The 20044-nt window shown below is 35.7% G+C and carries 15 protein-coding genes and 1 pseudogene; 7 read left to right on the forward strand and 9 right to left on the reverse strand.

Translation table 11 applies throughout. The annotated features are described in order from the left end of the window. Positions 1–117 precede the first annotated feature (117 nt). From SVZ03_10485 to SVZ03_10505, 5 genes and pseudogenes are all read left to right on the forward strand, one after another. Positions 118–570, forward strand: a pseudogene (locus SVZ03_10485) (integrase core domain-containing protein). Positions 571–771: 201 nt separating this feature from the next. Further along, entirely contained in the window at positions 772–2835 is a 2064-nt protein-coding gene (locus tag SVZ03_10490) for a cobalamin-dependent protein (protein ID MDY6934632.1), read from the forward strand. A gap of 63 nt (positions 2836–2898) precedes the next feature. Next, entirely contained in the window at positions 2899–3081 is a 183-nt protein-coding gene (locus SVZ03_10495; GenBank protein ID MDY6934633.1) for a hypothetical protein, read from the forward strand. A gap of 110 nt (positions 3082–3191) precedes the next feature. Next, entirely contained in the window at positions 3192–4130 is a 939-nt protein-coding gene (locus tag SVZ03_10500) for a methyltransferase domain-containing protein (protein MDY6934634.1), read from the forward strand. A gap of 3 nt (positions 4131–4133) precedes the next feature. Continuing rightward, positions 4134–5087, forward strand: a complete 954-nt coding sequence (locus SVZ03_10505) for a membrane dipeptidase (protein ID MDY6934635.1) — start codon at positions 4134–4136, stop codon at positions 5085–5087. A gap of 132 nt (positions 5088–5219) precedes the next feature. Here the strand turns inward: SVZ03_10505 and trxB are convergent, their stop codons facing one another. The 4 genes from trxB to SVZ03_10525 form a co-directional block, all read right to left on the reverse strand. Beyond that, the gene (gene trxB / locus SVZ03_10510) at positions 5220–6137 is read right to left on the reverse strand and encodes a thioredoxin-disulfide reductase (GenBank protein ID MDY6934636.1); all 918 of its coding nucleotides are present in this window, start codon (positions 6135–6137) and stop codon (positions 5220–5222) included. A 225-nt stretch (positions 6138–6362) separates the two neighbouring features. Further along, positions 6363–7040, reverse strand: coding sequence for a 16S rRNA (cytidine(1402)-2'-O)-methyltransferase (gene rsmI, locus SVZ03_10515; protein MDY6934637.1), 678 nt, complete (start codon positions 7038–7040; stop codon positions 6363–6365). Between the two features lie 83 nt (positions 7041–7123). Further along, positions 7124–8212, reverse strand: coding sequence for an LptF/LptG family permease (locus SVZ03_10520; protein ID MDY6934638.1), 1089 nt, complete (start codon positions 8210–8212; stop codon positions 7124–7126). Between the two features lie 12 nt (positions 8213–8224). Continuing rightward, entirely contained in the window at positions 8225–9076 is an 852-nt protein-coding gene (locus tag SVZ03_10525; protein MDY6934639.1) for a PHP domain-containing protein, read from the reverse strand. A 307-nt stretch (positions 9077–9383) separates the two neighbouring features. On the opposite strand from SVZ03_10525, the gene SVZ03_10530 reads away from it, so the two are divergent. Continuing rightward, positions 9384–9962: a hypothetical protein gene (locus tag SVZ03_10530; protein MDY6934640.1), complete on the forward strand. Its 579-nt coding sequence runs from the start codon at positions 9384–9386 to the stop codon at positions 9960–9962. On the opposite strand, the gene SVZ03_10535 is transcribed toward SVZ03_10530, so the two are convergent. The 4 genes from SVZ03_10535 to SVZ03_10550 form a co-directional block, all read right to left on the reverse strand. After that, positions 9959–12703 (reverse strand): class I adenylate cyclase, encoded by a 2745-nt coding sequence (locus SVZ03_10535; GenBank protein ID MDY6934641.1) that lies wholly within the window; start codon positions 12701–12703, stop codon positions 9959–9961. The two genes, SVZ03_10530 and SVZ03_10535, sit on opposite strands and share 4 nt — an antisense overlap. Before the next feature lie 462 nt (positions 12704–13165). Further along, the gene (holA, locus tag SVZ03_10540; protein ID MDY6934642.1) at positions 13166–14200 is read right to left on the reverse strand and encodes a DNA polymerase III subunit delta; all 1035 of its coding nucleotides are present in this window, start codon (positions 14198–14200) and stop codon (positions 13166–13168) included. A 10-nt stretch (positions 14201–14210) separates the two neighbouring features. Beyond that, positions 14211–14852 (reverse strand): LPS assembly lipoprotein LptE, encoded by a 642-nt coding sequence (lptE, locus tag SVZ03_10545; GenBank protein ID MDY6934643.1) that lies wholly within the window; start codon positions 14850–14852, stop codon positions 14211–14213. A 392-nt stretch (positions 14853–15244) separates the two neighbouring features. After that, positions 15245–16024, reverse strand: coding sequence for a hypothetical protein (locus tag SVZ03_10550; protein ID MDY6934644.1), 780 nt, complete (start codon positions 16022–16024; stop codon positions 15245–15247). 450 nt (positions 16025–16474) lie between these two features. Between SVZ03_10550 and SVZ03_10555 the strand changes: the two genes are divergently transcribed. Further along, entirely contained in the window at positions 16475–17230 is a 756-nt protein-coding gene (locus SVZ03_10555) for a glycosyltransferase family 2 protein (protein MDY6934645.1), read from the forward strand. Between the two features lie 20 nt (positions 17231–17250). Here the strand turns inward: SVZ03_10555 and SVZ03_10560 are convergent, their stop codons facing one another. Next, positions 17251–19860, reverse strand: a complete 2610-nt coding sequence (locus tag SVZ03_10560) for a DNA translocase FtsK (GenBank protein MDY6934646.1) — start codon at positions 19858–19860, stop codon at positions 17251–17253. Positions 19861–20044: the final 184 nt, after the last annotated feature.

The raw sequence follows: 20044 nt of genomic DNA on the forward strand, positions 1-20044 counted from the left end.
CTCAGCTGTATATCTCCGTCTAACTCGCTTCTCTTGCATCTTGTCCTACTGGTTATTACTCTCGGAGGATTTACCAACTTAATTTCTCGGTATTATTGTCCCATTTCATTGAAGCGAGACACTTATACAAAGGTTGCTTTTGCTAAACTCTACACTACTAAAACTGCTATTACAGCTGCGGATATTTTAGACGATAGAGTGTTGCCATTTTTTGAGGAGCAAGGGATTCCCCTTTTGAGGATATTAACAGATAGAGGGACTGAGTATTGTGGGAAAATGGAAAACCATGAATATCAGTTGTATTTAGCAGTTGAAAATATTGATCATTCTAAAACAAAAGCCTGAAGTCCTCAATCGAATGGCATTTGTGAAAGATTTCATAAGACTGTGTTGAATGAATTTTATCGCGTTGCTTTTAGAAAAAAGATTTACAGAGATTTAGAGGAGTTATAAGAAGATCTTGACGATTGGATAAAAGAATATAATGATGAGAGGACACATACTGGCAAGTATTGTTACGGAAAAACGCTCATGCAAACATTTCTATATTCGAAGAATATTGCTCTATAAAAAATGCTGGATAATAACTTACAGACAACAAAAGAAAACGAGAGTGTCAGATTAAATGCTGGCTAGTACATTGAAGTGCGCCCACATATTATGTGTAATAATTTTGAAAAATATATTTTACCTTGACTTATTCAAACCTTATTTGTAAGTTTTCTATGTTTTGCCAAATTATTACTTCTAATATATTTTAGAGTATTGATAATGAAGATTGTTTTAGTCTTCCCCCCATTTTATTTAGAACCCATGTACAGTTTGCCGCCATTGGGCTTGGTTAATATAGCCACTACAGTAGCAGAAACAGAGCATCAGGTAGTGATTATCGACTTTGTCCTCTCTCTACGCAATGGTGAGTTGAGTTTTGGAAAGAGTATATATAATGATTGCGCTGATATAATACTCAAAGAAAAACCTGATCTGGTTGGATTCTCAGCCCAGTGTACTACCTACCCCCCAGTTATCCAAATTGCCAAATTGATTAAAACCAAAAGTCCGGAAATTCTTACTATCATTGGAGGTCATAATGCCTCCTTTGTTGATCATTTGACTCTTGAGCAATACCCCTGGATTGACTCTATTATCCGCGGTGAAGGGGAGATGACTTTTAAGGAATTAACTGATGTCTATAGTAAGCTTTATAATCTGGATGGGGTAGCTGGTGTAACCTATCGAAGGGGGGATGAAATTATTAGAAATACGAATAGGGATCTTATTCAGAATTTAGATTCATTATCTCTTCCAGATTATAGCTTTATTCCACCACTCTCGGTATATAGAGACGCCTATGAACTGCCTCGTAGCATCGCTATTTTAGAGGTTGGAAGAGGATGCCCTCATAAATGCATCTATTGTTCTGAATCTATATTTTGGAGGCGAAGCCCCAGACACTTCTCTGTGGATCGATTGACTCAAGAGATGCACAATCTTCATGAAAACTATGGAGCAGAGTGCTTTCTACTTGCATATGATCAATTCACTGCCCAAAAAGAATTCGTACAAGCATTCTGCCAAAGAGTGATAGAGGAGGGATTAAATCATATACCTTGGTATTGCATATCAAGGCTTGACACAGTGAATGCATCTCTCCTTGCATTGATGAGGGATGCAGGATGTGAATCTATGTGTTATGGGATTGATTCTGGCTCACAAAAGACACTGACTAATATTTGTAAAAAAATAGACAAGGATTTGCTCTACACACGCGTGAATGAGACTACAACCCCAGGAATCATTCCTACATTAAGCTTTGTTGTGGGTTTCCCATGGGAAAAGAGGTCGGATATTGACGATACATTGATCCTTTCGCTGAAAACAGGCGCATTGGGAAACATAAATCCCCTAATTCAGATGCCTACTATACTGCCGGGTACTGAATTGTATCATAAATATAGAGATCGTCTTGTACGTGAGGTTGACACCTATTTTTCCCTAGGAATTGAGTTCTACAATGGACAACGTCTTCTTGATGATGAAGAGATAATTAATAAAAACTCCCAGATATATAGCAGCTTCTATAACCTTCAATGTGAGGGCTGTTCTCTATCAGAACTGAACCTCATCGTTACATATTTCCCCTTAATGATAACTTTATATCCAAAAACCCTTTTGTTATTGACAATTGAGTTTTCACAATCGATTTCGATCTTCTTTACAGAATGGCTCTCCTGGATTACTCAACGATTGAAAAGGGATAAACCTATTCTCACTGCACAGGATTGCTATCAGCATTTTACATCCTTTGTTTATGAAAAATTTTATAATGACAGGAATATACATTTAAAACATCTTACTAATATTCTTAAGTATGAAACCTACAGCCTTGAGGTTGGGAAGTATAGCACTTCGCAAAGCTATTTTCAAATAGATCTCAATAATGTCCAAGAATTTATACCCCAAAGAAGCAATGATGTCCTTATTGGGAAATTTGATTTTGATATTCCAATGATCATAAAAGATATAAAGAAAGGCCTTTATACAAAGGACTACCCACTCCAGGAGATATTACTTGTATTCCGACAGCAAGATGACAGGTTGACTGTAACAGAGATAAACGAATTTGGTAATATGTTTTTAAGCATGTGTGACGGAGAAAGTACATTATCATCCATATCGGATAAGCTCTATATTCATTATAGCGCTGACATGAATCCAGAGGAGTTCTTTGAATCCTGTTTAGAGGCAGCTCAAGTATTAGGGGAGATGGGCTTACTTGTAATCAACCAATTTACCAATGATAATAATCAGTTAATTGATGAAAAGATATTATAGTAAATCCTCCCTCTTAGTTGATTATTAAGGGTTAGGATAATTCTCATTTAGTTGAGAAGCTCAATGAGAAAAAGATATTTTAGTATAAAAGGAGGTGAAAGGGATATGCTAAAGGTTAAGAAAGTCGAAGAGAAGGTATCATATGCAAGCAATTGTCATGCGCCATCGTGTCATGCTCCATCATGCCATGCGCCTTCTTGTCATGCGCCAGCTTGTCATGCTCCAGCCTGCCATGCTCCAGCATAATCAGACAGTCTAAGAAGGGGGAAGTTACTGCTTCCCCCTTCTTAGTTGAAGTTAGAAATGAAAATATTATTAAAACAGCGGTTATCAAAAACCGAATTGATTATTTATCAATGAAAGAGAGATTAATCGATTTACTAATTTGTCCAACCTGCCTCCCTCAGGAGAAGAGTTTAACGCCAGATGTCTTTGAGAGGATGGATGAGGACATCATAAAGGGAGAGTTAAAATGCCAAGGTTGCGGATTACGCTACCCCATCAAAGAGGGTATAGCCTCTTTATTGCCACATACACATAAACAACAGGTACATTCTTCACAATATGAAGACTCATTGATGATATCATCCTATCTCTGGAGTCACTATGCTGACATCCTCGATGATGTCGAAGCTAGCCAAGCATATGTAAAATGGGCTGCTCTAATCTCAAATAACCCTGGCCCTTCTCTTGATATAGGATGCGCTGTGGGTAGAATGACCTTTGAGATGGGTATGAAAAGCGACTATGCAATTGGGATTGACAGATCGGAAGGATTGATCCGAATGGCGAGAATGCTTATGTTGAATAGAGAACTAGAATTTACTTTGCTCAAGGAGGGTAAACTAATGGAAAATCGATTTATTCATATTCCCGAAATATGGAAGAATAAAAATGTTGAGTTCATCATTGGTGACGCTCATAACCTTCCCTTTGCATCAAATACTTTTTCTACCATTGCATCCCTGAATATTATTGATAAAATTGCTTTGCCGATATCACACTTGAAAGAGATAAATAGAATAGCTATGAACCAGGGTACTCAATTCCTATTTTCTGATCCTTTCTCATGGTCACCAGAGGTCACTGATGAGATAAATTGGTTAGGAGGAAAGACAGAAGGACCCTTTGCTGGCGAAGGATTGGATAATTTGTTACAGATACTACGAGGAAAAAATAATTATTTTTATCCATCATGGCAGATTGAGGATAAGGGACATATATTATGGAAAATACGCAAGCATCAAAATCTTTTTGAGATAATAAATAGCTCCTTTATCAAGGCCAGGAGGTAAGGGATGATTGAGTCGTACTCTAATACTTCAATCATCGACGGGCATGTGGACCTCCTTTATGAGATGACTCGTAATCATAATGGCATACCCTTTGATAGGATAACAGATAGCCCTGTGACTATAGAGAGGTTGAAAAGGGGAAATGTGCGTATCATTGTGTCAGCCTATTACTGTCCGGATGAATATAATGGAGGCTATTCTGCGGCTGAATATTTGGAAAATCTTTTCAATATATCAGAGTTATATCTAACAGGGCTCAAGCATGTGAAATCTGCAAATGAGTTTGTTTTATGTTTCAATGGCGGGGAAGAGACAGGGATCATTTCTCTTATAGAGAACGCTGATGCCCTATTAGAGATGGGTATAGAAAAACTCGAAAAAAAGGGGATCAAGGTTGTTGGGCTTACTCATTCAGGGAGGAACAGAATCGGGGATGGCAATAGCATAAAATATCCAAATAAAATAACAAATGATGGAAAAGCTCTTGTAAAATCATTAGATGATAGTGGGTTTGCCATAGATTTAGCGCATCTCTCAGAGACATGCTTCATGGAACTTTGTGATATATTCAAAGGCCCTATCATTTCCTCTCATACAGGGCTTCGTAAATTTTATGATATTCCTAGAAATCTCTCTCAAAAACAGACTGACATTATTTTGCACCGTGGTGGTCTGATTGGAATTACAATAAATCCGGAGATGCTTTCAGGTGATAAAATCGCTGATATAATAGATGTATTCCAGAACATCGATTTTATTGTTCAAAAATATAATGCGAACAGCGTTGCATTGGGTAGTGACTTATGCGGTTTTGATTTTGTTAATCAGGGAATACCAGATATATCATATCTCAATGATTTAGCTGAAATTTTTGACAAACACGGATACACCAGCGAATCAATTAGGAAAATTATGGGTGAGAATTGGCTTCGATTCTATTGCTCTCTCCTTTCATAATATGAACCTCTTCCGTATTAATCTACCACATTAAAATTAGCAAATAATAAGGAGCATATATGTAATAGCGACCGTATATTTCAAATATGAAAAAATAGCCAATTTTGTTATTTACTTTAATATATAAACATTCTAACTAGACACAATATATTCATAAGCGCTCAATCCAGCTGTGGCTCCATCCGCAGCGGCCATTACTATCTGTCTCCTTGAATTCTCTCTCATATCACCTGCGGCAAATAAACCCTCAATCGGTGTCCTCATTTGCATATCCACAATCACTTCCCCTTTTTCATTTAGTATTTCATTTGGTAAAAAGGCTGTATTAGGCTCAAATCCTACTAAGACAAACACACCATCAACTTTTAGCTCACTTGACTCATTTGTTTTCTTGTTAATCAAGGATAGTGATTCAACCCCATTATCCCCATTTATGGAATGGACCACGGTATCATAAACTGGATCAATTTTATTGTTACTTAAAACCCGATTCTGTAGAATCTTAGCTCCCCTAAATTGATCCCGTCTATGGATAAGGTAGACCCTGCTTGCAAAGCGTGTTAAATAGTCAGCATCCTCTAAAGCGGTATTACCCCCTCCGATAACCGCTGTGATCTTATCTTTATAGAAAGCCCCATCGCATGTAGCACAAAAAGATACACCCCTACCAAGTAATTCACTCTCTCCAGGAATATTTAATTTCTTATGATTAGTGCCAGTGGCAACCAAAACGGATTTGCAATCCAATGTTCGGCCCTCTGACAGGATAACATGAAAACTACCGCTGTTATTGTCTTTCCTGATTTCATTGATTACGCCGGATTGTATCTCAGCTCCAAGTCTTCTGGCCTGATTTTCCATTGCAGACATTAGTTCCCATCCAGGGATTGGATCAACAAATCCAGGATAGTTCTCAACTTCATTTGTGTTAATTACCTGCCCTCCAGGTGATAACTTCTCGATAACAACTAAACTCAAACCTGCTCTTATACCATAAATGGCCGCTGTAAGACCAGCAGGTCCTGCTCCAATGATAATTAAATCATGCATAATTGTCTCCCCTTAACTATAATATTCTATCATCACAAAACAAAAACAATATTTAATACAATTTCATCTTTATAAAGTCTATCCGAACAGATCCATTCACTGAATGTGACATTTACTCAACTGTTAATGATAATCGATTGCAACTATTTACTGTCAATGATGTTTTTATATTCTCTAACAATGCACTCCTCATGATAAAATGAAAAAAATCATTCCTGAGCACATTTACTTAGCTCTATTAATCGCTATAGTAAATTCTCCCAATTCTCTTATATTTTGAATGTTGCTGAAAATATCCTTAGCTTTACCTATGATAAATTCTTCATGTAACTTAGTCATCTCTCTTCCAATAACGATATCGCATTCAGGGAACACATCGCTGATTGTCTTTAATGACTTTTTAATTCGATAAGGTGATTCAAAGATTACTATCACGCCCTTATAATCCATTAACCTCTCTAACTCTTTTTTTCTTTTGCCTTCCTTTTTACTTAAAAATCCGGCAAAAAAAATATTCTGTCCGGGAAAACCAGATACTGAAATAATTGAGGTAAGGGCAGATGCTCCTGGAATAGGAACAATTTGAATTTTATTTTCTCGCGCCCTACTCACCAGCTTGCCTCCAGGATCTGATAAACCAGGTGTTCCTGAATCTGTTAAATATGCTATTGAATTGCCATTTCTAAGCAACTTTATTGCATACTCAATTTTTGTTGCTAAGGAATGTTCGTGAATAGAATATGTTTTAATTCTTATGTTATAGTGATGAAGTAGTTTTTTTGTTCTCCTCGTGTCCTCGCAAAAGATGTATTGCACTTCCCCCTGTAATATCTTTATTGCTCTAATTGTAATGTCTTCCATATTGCCGATTGGGGAGGAAATGATATATAAAATGCCACTCATCTACATATCCTATTTTAGGGCTATAATAAAAAGGATGAACTTTGAAGGTAAATATTGACAACTACTTGGGAACAAACTTTCTCCTATCGCTTTATTCTTAATGCTATTATGCCAGTTAACGCGCACAATAAATTTGCCAGCCATGCAGCCATTACAGGATCTAATCTACCGGCCTTTCCAAATGCAAGCCCAACCGCAAGTATGCCATAATAGACGAATGAAATAATTATTGATAGAAAGAATGAGAGGACTAAAACCGCTCTGTGAATATAACTTCCAACAATGCTTCCTACCAGTACCACAATTATTATGGAGAATGGGAAAGCAAACCTCCAGTGAAATTCTACAATGTGCTCTTTATAATTATCCCCTGCCCTCTTTTTAGCTTCAATAAATTTTAAGGCATCTGCCATTCGCATCTGCATAAAAGTCTTTGTAGTCTTCAAAAAACTCCCTGGCGATTCATTTAGGGCCATGGTATGCGATGCTTTTCTCTCTTCACTAAACTTACCCTCTTTATTAAATCGAATTATCACCACATCACTAAAATTCCATACATTATTTTGTCTATCATATTGGCCTATGTTAGCATATAATTGAAATGAAAGAATATTCCATTTATCAAATTTAAATATTACTGGTTTTACCATTATGCCGCTTTCAGAATCGATGATCTCAATGTAATAAAAAGACTTATCTTCCCCAAGAAAAAACAACTCCGATTGAGTATACATATAATTCAAGTGCTTTCCGGTTAACTTCTTTATCTTGTTCCTTATCTCATAGGCCCTATAGCTACTGTCAACTGAGACAAATTCAAAGAAAAGAAATGAAAGGATTGATAGCATTAATCCCATTAATAAAAGAGGTACAATTAGACGTATAAATCCGATCTTACCGTTATATATTGCTATTGTTTCATTATTTACATTCAGATTGCCAAATACAAATAGACAAGAAAAAAGGGCTGCAACGGGTAGAACCTGTACTGATATACCTGGAAGCACATTCAAAATATATTGTGCAACAAACCTGAGAGGTACATTTGGATTTGAAAAATATTTGAGATTATCAATGCAAATAGAAATAATATATAGGCCCATCATAATAATAAGAGAGGTTAGGATGGCAATTAGAAACTGCGAGATTAAATACGTATCTAATTTTTTCATGCCCCACCTTGGTTAATCTCGTTTGTTCTTATATTCTTCTATATCATGCAATAAATCTTCAGGAATATTTCTGTCATTGATATAATAGCCCATCTCTTCATCCTTATCGCCATGAAAATCGCTTCCCCCAGAAATCAGAAGATCATATTTCCTCGCTATTCTATGAAACTCTCGCACCTCCTCCATATTATGCATAGATGAATATACCTCAATCCCCTCAATACCCAATCCCTTATAGCGCTCCATCCTGCACTCGAACTCTATAAAGGATCCAAAATTCAATGAAATTGGATGCGCAATAATCGTTATTCCACCAGATTTTCCAATAACCGAAATCGCCTCCTCAAGGGATATCCTTTCACGCTTCACATAACCGGGCTGTCCCCTATTCATATAATTTCGAAAGACCTCTCTTATATCCTTACAGTACCCCATCCTAACCATTACTCTTGCAATATGTGGTTTCCCGATAGTACCACCCATTGCCTCATTCCTCACCTCATCAAAAGCTATCATTATGCCATGATCCCTCAAAATTTCTACTATTCTATTTGCCCTCCATTCCCTAAGTCTCTGAAGTCTATCAATTGTATGTAGCAGTTCAGGATTCTTATGATCAATATATAGTCCAAGTAGATGAAATGAACCACCAGAATAATCAATGCTGAATTCTATTCCAGAAATTAAATTATAATTTATCATCCTAGCATAATCAACCCCCTCCTTAAGACCATCAACCGTATCATGATCAGTAATAGCTAAAGCAACAATGTTCTTGCTCACTGCAAGTTCAATCAATTCTTTAGGGGTATATATTCCATCCGAAGCAGTTGTGTGAGTATGTAAATCTATTCCTCTCATCATATTTCTATCCTATTTCTCAACCATATTTTCCTAACAGATTACCATCAATCTGTAAAGCTAAAATATACATTCTCCTTCATTAGTGATAAAACTCCTCAAGAAGTGGTTGACGACCTGGAAATAATTGAAACCTTCACTATATATTATCATATAAAGATATGTATTCAAATAAATTCGTATTTTTAAATAAGATAATTGACTTAAACAAATATATATAATTAGTATATCCACAGTTTAATCTTATTAAAGATATAATAAACTCTGCACATTCAATCCATTAAACATCAACATAAATCAGGGGAGAGAGATGAAGGTTATTCACATATTAAAAAAAATTGAAATGCTGGATCAAGACATCAAGGATCTCAGAAAGCTTGAGAAATCACTAACAAAGAATAAATCATTTACTACACCTATATATATGTCCATTGAAAAGCAGATTAACATAATACTTGGCAACAGAATTAAGCTACTTGAATTAAAAATTGAGAATCCACCAGAAGATTTATTATTGGAGATTGATGGAACTGTAGACAAAGAGGAGATTAAACCTATTCAGAAGACTCCTGAGAAGAAAAAGGCCAAGAGAGCAAAGGCAAAAGTGAAGAAAGAGCCAGTATTGGTGAAGGACGAGATAGAAGAACAAGAAATACCAATGCTATTGCAGGATGATATTGACGAAAAGATTCAGTTACTTGAAAAGGGAAGAGAAAATAATAATACAACTATCAAGGTGAAGGGGGAAAAAGAAAAAGTTGAAGATGAGGAGAATATAAAGATTCTTGATGTCGCTTTAGAAAAAGGAACCCTTAACAAGCAGGAGCTAGAGAAAGAGAAGAAAAGAGTAAAATTTTTTAAAGACAATTTCCCCAGAAGTGAATACTAATTCTTTCTCATCGCCTTTTCAATCAACAATTCAAGTTTATACTTCTCAAGGAAATAGAGTGTGCTTCCCAGTACCGCTTCCTCCTTACGCAAATCGGTAAATACTAAATCCCTAATTATATTTACATGAATAGCATTATCTCTCAACTCATTTAGCATGCCTGACAAGCTATGAAAATTGCCAGCAGCAATAAAATCAGATGAGACATCACCAGGTCCTACGATGTTATATAAGGTCTCCTTACCTTTATGTTTGGAGATTGAAGCGACCAATGTGCTCCTAGTGTTATATTTTAACAGATGTTGTCCCTGAAGGAAATTACTCTCATCAATTATAGATAGTTTACCAAATCTATCGGTCCTCAGGCAATATACATTGACCATATCTGTCTTCAGATTGGAAAACATACTCACTTGTTTAACGCGCTTAATTATGTTAAGGCAAAAGCCATATAGAAAGACCAAAAATTCATCCTTTGCCTTCAGTGGATAGAAATAAACGAAGATATTCCCACTCTCATTAATGATATATGCAAAAACAAAATCACCCCTCTCTTCATAAGCGATGGATATTGAATCCCTTTGAAACAAGTCATAATACCTGTTAAGGGCACTCAGTAGGCTCTCATCGCCATAAAATTTATAAACGATCTCCCTTTTAGGCCTTAAAGTGAGCGTAGATATTAGACTGATAATATTCGGATATATAGCCTCATCAATCTTTTCCCCATCCCTTGTTATTACAATATATTTACCATTCATATTGGTTACATATCTGGCGGCAGTATTTATCTTTTTTTCAACTATAAAAGAATAGGCCTCTTTAAACATATTAGTGATTCTCTTATATAACTTCTTGTGTGGTTCAGGTGTATTTATGGCGCAATAATCATCAAAACCCCTCTTTAATTTAAGCCCATCCCTTAAAATCATAAAGAGAATCTTTGATAAGACCTCATCAGAATAATATTCCTTTAAAAATGATTCTCCCCAGCTTGTATGATAGAGATAATGTATTGTCTTAATAGAATCACCCACCTCATTATCATAATTTATTATGATAAAATTCAATAGGTTGAATGCAGGGTTGAAAAAATATTCATTCTTTAAATAAATACGTTCCCCAGTGAAAAAAAGGGACATCTGATTTAATAGTTCCATTATTCGGGATTGGTCTATTCTACTATACCCAGATTGGATGTTCAGTCTAGTGAAAAGATGATCATATATCTGATTTAGAACTGTCCATACCAGCAACCTCAATATACTCTTCTCAGTCCTTATTGTTGTTGATACGAAGGTATCCTCTTCACTCGTATTTCTCTTATACAACCTCCATTCACTCTCATTAAGGCCCTTATTAACCGGCTCCACATAGAGTATCGCTTCAAAGGGTGTATCCTTGAAAGTAATAAATTGCTCTATCTTATCCTTCTCACGGGAAAAATGGGTCTTTATTTTTCTACTAAGGAGCATAAAATCAGTTTCGGAAATCTTTTTTGCTAAATTGAGCGAAGGTAACTGCATAGAAATCCTCTGATAACTTAACAGCATAAACCTCTTAACCAGATCCCAAAACTTCATTATTTTATTAAAATCCCAATTATCGAAGTTATCAAGTTCTTGAATGACATTATCATCCCATCCCCATTCCTTAACATAGCGGAACATAACTTCCACTTTATATGGAATACTCTTCTTCGCCTTTACACCCATATATTTGGATAATTGAGGAGCTATCTTCAAATAGAGATTTTGCTTTAGTATATTAAGTAAAGTTTTATCCTCCATTGATGAATTATAGTAATCATATACCTCTTGAAACATCAGCAGATAAGAATCGAGAATAGTATCATTCAGTTGTTCTCTCTGAATATTTATTTTCACTCTCTGACTCAATAGTGGTGAGTCATCACTTCCAAAAAGATATTTTTCCAATACACCGATCTTTATAATTGACTTAAAGGGATTCCCAAGAGATTTGATAATTTGAAAGAGTGCAGCGCCAAGAAAATCCTCTCTGGAAATCTCATATAGATTTCCCAAATCAATAAAATCCTTCTGTCTCTTTTCTTCAGGCAACCTTTGATATAATTTCTCATATTCATCATCCCTAACAAAACGAGGTATTACCCACCAGAATGGGACCTTCCCTGTGATTATAATTGAACTTCTGAAGAATTCATCCTTTAATACAGCTCCAGTAGTTGAACCGAATGCCTCTTCAGTATCCTCTGCAAATATATTCTGTTTGATATTCTCTACATCGTTTATGAATAGATGTACCGATGCATCTATCTCAGTAGCAATCCATTTTTGTATTGCCTCCACCTTTTCCCTGAATCTCTCAAGCGATTCCTTTGAAACATTTCTGCTATTAATGCATATCCAATAATCAAAATCCGACTTTTTATTATATGCAATTGTTCCAATGCTCCCCATTACAGCCACCATCTCAATAAAGGGTTGATCCTTATTGATTTCAAACTTGACCACTGGGAACTTAGAACGAATAAACCTCTTTGTATCCTCATCAACCTCATAATTTACAATTCCAAAAGGAGTTTCCCCCTCTACATATCCAGGCAATTTCTTATTGTTTAAGCTTAACAAAAACGGAATGGAATTTATTATCCTCTTGGTGTTAAGGTTTGTTAGAAGCTGCTGAAAACGCTGAAATTTGATCTCATTAAAAAAGAGATATTTTTGTTTATTATTCTCTATTAGCTCAAGAAACTCCATATTAATCTACTTTTACTTAAATTATCTTTTTCTGGATCATTATAACATTAAAAGGATTATTATAATGGCCTTGTTGGTTTTTCAGTATTCTCATGCCCTTAGATAATATAATTCTTCATCAAAGATGATAGCATGATCTCTCATCATCAATTACTTCAACAAAGAAACAATATTACTTACATTAAATACACATTTTCATCCTTATTCAAGTAAAAAATCCTTTTCTATTATTTTGAATTGGGGATTCAATAACCCTTGGAAAGATCAAGGAGACTGAACCTCTACTAATTCAGGATGCATTTTTTCTTCAAAAATTTTCTTAGTATTAGCTGAAGACCTATCATTAACTAAATAATCAATGATTAGTTTTTGAATTAAGGCAGCTTCGTATTTGGGGACAGATTAATGGAAGCAATAAACTTTTGATCACTGAGGAGATCCACAATTATTCAATTTTTTATATTAAACACTAATGATAGTTTTATAGAAAAGAATATCAGTTACAAGTTCAAATATTGGATTTGAGAGCATACTCCTTGAATAGTTTTCACTCTTAATACGATAGTCTGATCTAAATATTAAAGTAAATATCCTGGAGATATCATCAGGCGTATTCCTTTGTACATATTCCAGAAAATTGGCCCTGCTTCTGGGAATGATGCCAAGCTTGTCTATAATTTTTTTTTCCTCAAGTCCCTCCTTGAGGAGAAAATGATATCTCTCAATCCTCTCAACCTCTCGTGAAATCATTCTCAGAATTACTAACTCATGAACACCATCTTCAATTAGTTTTTTTAATAAATTGAACGCCCTCTTCTCTTTTTTAAAAAGGGCGTCAATAAAATCAAAAATTGAGATATCCTTCTCATCATTGATAAAAGATCTTATAAAACTTAATGTTATATGATCTTTCTCACCAGAATATATTATCTTTTCAATAGCCTCGTCAATCTTCTTAATATCCCTGCCTACAAGTTCAATCAATAGATGAGTTGCACCATCCTCTATATTCAGGCCATGTTCCCTTAAGGATTTAGCAATATAGCCATATAGATTATTCTCAAAATGCTTCCAGAAATGAAAAACCTTTACATCACCCATTAATTCCCTATTTAACAATTCCGGCAACCTGTTCTCTGAACTAGTCATAATCAATATATTTGAATCAGGCAGATTATTCAGCAAATCCATCATAAGAGTTTTATTATATTTAGTTGAATTAAGATGCTGAATGCCAAACATTATGCATATATTCATATTAGAAAATACTGATTGAGAGAGCGCATGCTCAATTGCTTCAATAAACTCGCCATTCTCTATATGATATCTTCCTACAGAATAATTACCCTCCTCCTTATCTAAAAAAACCATATCGATAATCCTATTTATTATTTTCTCCTTTTCTCCCTCCTCTTCACCAATAAATAAATATATTTTTTCAATTTTATTCTTGTCTAAATCCCTATTTAGCTCTCTTGATGTAGGAAACTTGGCCATATTCATACCCTCAATTCCCTTTTTCAACAGGGGTCATTAATTTAGTATACCATCCTGAAATAGTCTTTACAGATATCCTTCTTGAGAGATTGTCAATGACACTATCCTGAACGTGAACAATTGATTCAACAGGGGGTATTAAATCGGAATAGACCTTGAAGGATTGGATCTCTCTCTCAAAGAATATTTCCCTAGCCTTTCTCAAATCCAATAATCTTATCGCCGCCACAATCCTTAATCGCTTTCTAATCGGCTCACCGAAATTTCCATACTGAATGGGCTGTATACGATAATGGACGATTCTCCCTATAAGTCTGATATCTGCATCATTATTATCTGCAACAACTGCTAATCTTCCATCCATACTGATCATTTCCCTTACCTTCAATGTCAACCTTTCCGAAATCGAGGGCTCATCTGTATAATTATAAAAAAAAGGAATGATTATTCTATTAGCGCTTCTGGGGACTACTGGTTCTCCATTGATACTCTTTAACACACTGCCGAGGGTAGAATCTTCCTTCTGATTATTGGAGACGCATCCGATAATTAAAACAAAACTGAACAATAAAACCATTAAATTTCCACTTAATATTCCTTGATTGATGTACATGAAGAAATGAGGTTGATATGATAACATCAATACTCTCATCTTTAAATCCACTCCTATTAAATATTACATTTTATTTTATTAAAACTAATTATCCTCCGATACTAAAGATAGATCATTTACACTCCCACTGGTCTTCCTTGAATTCCAGGATTCCAATAATACTTTTATTGAATGGAATGACCAATATAACAAACGGGATTTTTACTATCCCGTTTGCTTATTAATAGTTTCGAATTATTAATACTCAATTTTACGATCCAATACTAAATTAAATTACAAATTCTTTATACTTTTTGGAAGGAAGAGAGGTGGCATCCCTGCTTATTTAATAGTAAAAATACTTCCTTACTATCTCTTCTTGTCAAAGTTGAAAAAATATACATTCATTAACATACCGGGCGTCGTATAGCAGAGATAGGATTAATCTACTTTTATCTAATCTCTCCCAAATACTTTAGTACTGGATATTTCGATCTGTAAACTGTAACAGGGGTATAAACAAAATCCAGCTTTTTATTCGTCCCAATTATACTCCCTATCCTCTTCCCCTTATTTTCTGGAACAATTAGGTATAAACTATATCTACCGCTCTTTGTCTTTAGTAGAAGAAGCTTTCTGTCTCTCTCAACATACGATCTCAATTCACTCGGAACTTTTGTAAATTTAACTGGATAGAGAGAACCCCTAAATTTTTCATCCCTCAATGTAGCATACTCCTCAATTAGAAGTTTAAAGGTAGCTCTAGGAAGATTTTCAGCATCCGGTTGGATATCTTCTACAGTCTGAGATTCCTCTTCCTCTACACTTTCAAAAAAATCCCTCTCTGGTTCTATTTTACTTACAATATCAACCTTCTTTTCTTCAATCATTTGTTTCTCAGCCTTGGTTCGCAAAACCAAAAAACTCTGCAATAAAAAACCCCCGCCTATTTTGTTTAATTCATTCTCATCGGTAATTCCCTTAGGCATTATAGCATCACCGCCATTATCTCGAGCAATACTCTTTGCTTTTCGAATCCTACTTTCAAGAGATGATTCCCCGATCTCGACTACTCCGATAACCTCATATTTCCCCTGATCGCCCCAGACAACAACCTTAACCTCCTCACCTCTAGGTAGAGAGGGGTACACACTGCCAGTTCGAACAAATTTTGCAGTAGAACAAGCAAATAAAGAAACCAATAAAATTAAAACAGCATATCTGAACCTCATATTTTTACTCCTTATGATAATATAACCACCACTTATCATTATACTCCAACTTAAAAAATTGCCCCCAAATAAAATGAGACCCAGATGAATAGTGGTATAGAAAAAATGATATCTACCCGCTTTATCGAATCGCTATGCTTTTAAACAAATTATATCCATTCTATCAATTATATTATAAAAATAAGTATCCAAAATCAAATGTTATATTCTTGAATAAGTAAAGTTCTAAAACTATGGCAGTTTAGTCTAACATTAAGAATCAATTAGTCAATATAAAATAGTAACACTACCCAAAAAATACTATCAGTATACTATTTTAATTGCAGTAATGATGGATTAGATATTATGATGATTGAAATTCTTTTAATTAAATGCATATTCCAATTATAAGAGACATCATTATCCTTGAATAGGTTAAAATTTTCTCTATAATCATTTACAGGCAGGTGTATGGCAATTTCAGTTTCTATAATCTGTTACAATGAAGAAAAAAATATACGAAGGTGCCTAGAGAGTGTAAAATGGGCAGATGAAATAATTATTTTAGATTCATTCTCCACTGATAGGACTCTTGACATTTGCAGAGAATTTTCAGAGAATATTTTCCAACATGATTTCGATGGTCATGTCCAGCAGAAGAATAGGGCATTACAATCATGCTCCTATAACTGGGTTATCTGTTTGGACGCTGATGAGGTGATTAGTAAGGAGCTTAGGGAATCGATACAATCAATAGATACAGAAAAAATTGAGTATAAAGGATTCTATGTTCCGAGAAGGGTATTCTATTTGGGTAAATGGATTAACTATAGCGGTTGGTATCCAGATTACAAGATGAGATTCTTTGATAAGAGGTTTGGCAGATGGGAAGGGGTTAATCCCCACGATAAGGTTAACGTCAGAGGTAAGACTGCAACTCTTAGAGGCGACCTGCTACACTATTCTTATGAGAATATTTCTGCTCATCTTATTCAGATGGACAGATTCACGGATATACAGGCATGTGAATACGAAAAAATGGGAGAAAAGCCATCAGTAATCAATTTTACCCTTAGACCTCTATATAAATTCATTAAGTCTTTTATTATAAAGCGGGGATTTATGGATGGGATGAGGGGTTTTATTATTGCATCGATGGGCGCCTTCTATGTATTCATGAAGTTTCTGAAACTCTACGAGAGGGGAATAGATTCAGAAAATGATTGAGTATTGAAAATTTTAATAGGTTAAACATAGACCTCCCTGGGTTTGCTTCCCTGCTGAGGACCAATGTATCCCCGATCTTCCATCAATTCTATTATCCTCGCCGCTCTATTATAACCAATAGAGAGCCTTCTCTGTAGATATGAGGCTGATGCCTTCTTTGTCTCCTCAACAATCCTCAGAGCCTCAATGAATAATTTATCCTCCACTGTCTCATCATCCGCTATCCCATCCTCATCATAAATGCTATCTTCAATATCAACATAGGATGGCTTGCTCATCTTATTCAGATGATTTACCATCTTTATAATCTCTTCCTCAGAGATGAAAGTGCCCTGTATCCTAATGGGAAATGAATTAATCGGAGACTGATACAGCATGTCCCCCTTGCCTAACAGCTTTTCCGCTCCATTTTGATCAATTATTGTCCTTGAATCCGTCTTCTGTGCCACTTGAAAGGCTATTCTTGCTGGGAAATTAGCCTTTATAATTCCAGTGATGATATCAACAGAAGGCCTCTGCGTTGCCAAGACCAGATGCATCCCCACTGCCCTCGCCTTTTGCGCAATCCTTATAATGGATCCCTCGATCTCCTTAGCGGCTATCATCATGAGATCAGCCAACTCATCCATAATAATAACTATATAGGGAAGCCTCTCAAATTGATCACCATACATCTTTATCTTATCATTATATTTTTCAATATCTCTCGTATTCAATTCCGAGAGTATCCGGTATCTTCTCTCCATCTCATAAACAGCCCATTTCAGCACCTTAGGGGCGACATGAGCCTCTGTAATAACCGGAGAGATCAGATGGGGAAGGCCGTTATAGAGCTGAAGCTCTACCATCTTTGGATCAATGAGAATAAAACGAACATGGTTAGGATCATAATTATAGATCAAACCTGAGATTATTGAGTTTACGCATACTGATTTTCCTGATCCAGTGGCTCCGGCAATAAGAAGATGAGGCAGCTTCTGCAAATCCAACAATATTGGTTTGCCAAGGATATCCTTGCCAAGCACAATCTTCAATTTTCCAGTAGCTGATCGATACTCAGGTTGCTTAATAACATCTCCCAAGGTCACCATCTCTCTATTTCTGTTAGGGACCTCCACCCCAATTGCCGACTTGCCAGGAATGGGAGCCACTATTCTAACCCTAAAGGCAGCCAGGGCCATAGCAATATCATCGGATAAACCAACTATTCTGTTGACCTTGATCCCCGGGGCAATCTGCATCTCATAAAGGGTAATAACTGGCCCCCTCTGGACATTGATAACCCGTGATTCAATTCCAAACTCTCTAAGAGTATTAATTAGAAGCTCTGAACTCTTCTTAACCTCACTCTTCCAACCCTCAATATCAATCGGCCTAGAGGTATTGAGAAAGCTAGTGGGTACTGAATATTCACCATTTATTGATATACTATCAAAAACCCTAATGATTTTCTCGCCACTTACAGCGCTTCTACCTTTTTCTAAATCATATAACCCACAGGAATCATCATCTAACATACCATCATCAGGGCTAGCCCTTTTTAACGTCGATTCAACCCTTTCACCAACAAGCACTGCCGAATCGATGTCGCTATCCAACTCGCAGTAACCAATTCTATTTGTCGTTATTCCATCTAAAATATCATCAGCATCCTCCTCATCGGAGATGCCTTGTTCCTGCCCTTCCCAGTAATGAATAGCATCCTCCTCATTCAAGGATACAGCAGACTGATCGATTACTGAAGAGTCGTTGGTCGGGATATCATCAAGCTCAATCCCCTCATTCAAATTTTCACTCAATGATAAGGATGTTGAGAATAAACTGTTATTGACATCACCAAAGAGCCCCCCTGATTCATAGGCCATCTTTTCATCCCTTTCAATAGGATCAGTCCTTAAGGGAACAGGCTCCTTCATCTCTAGCAATTTGGGCAGGCCTAACTTGGTCATCACCTCACTCGCCTGATCATCTCCAATCCTAAACCTCTTCTTCACTATCCAGGGTATTCTGCTATATATTCGCTCAATCTCCCTATCAATTAGGTTGATTGGCATCCTATTACTCTTCCTATGACTAAACACACTCTTCAATAAATCTTTTAATAAAACAAAATATTTCCCACCCGATTTCTCAGTATGTTTAAGGATTGAAGAAAGAGAAACAATACCCAATAAAATAAAGCCTATAAGATTCAAGAATAACGTAATAATGTATGATCCAAACCTTCCAAAAAGGCTATCAAGAAGTTTAAATAGATATAAACCGATATATCCACCAGAGTAATATGGAATTGATGAATTTGATATCATCGAAACAAGAATAGAAGATGTAATCATAAGAAAGAAGAGTGAGAAAATTCTTTCCAGCATATCGGCAATCTCACCCTTTCTTAATATACTCCAACCAGAAATAGCAAATATTATCATTAAAAAAGATGACGAGTATCCGAAGACTCCCCTCAAATAATAGCTAATGTAGGCCCCTAGAGGACCCATTATGTTATAAACCGATCTATTCTGGGTTAAAAGCTCAAAATCATTAATTCTAAAACTAAACAAGGAAAATGTTAAAATCAATGAAAAGAGTATTATTATTGTACCCAATATCTCCTGATATCGTCGATCATTCAATGTGCATTACCTCTGGTAAAGATATAAACAATAAAATTTAGCCGATCCATTCTCTTCCCAATAACACTGTTACTATGCAGCTTGGCTACTTCATACATGTATTATAGCATTGAGACTATTGACATAGTAAAAATCCGAAATTTCATACTGCATGATACAATTAAGGATCAATTGATATCCATAT

The organism is Spirochaetota bacterium (genome assembly GCA_034190085.1).
Lineage (GTDB): Bacteria > Spirochaetota > UBA4802 > UBA4802 > JAFGDQ01 > JAXHTS01.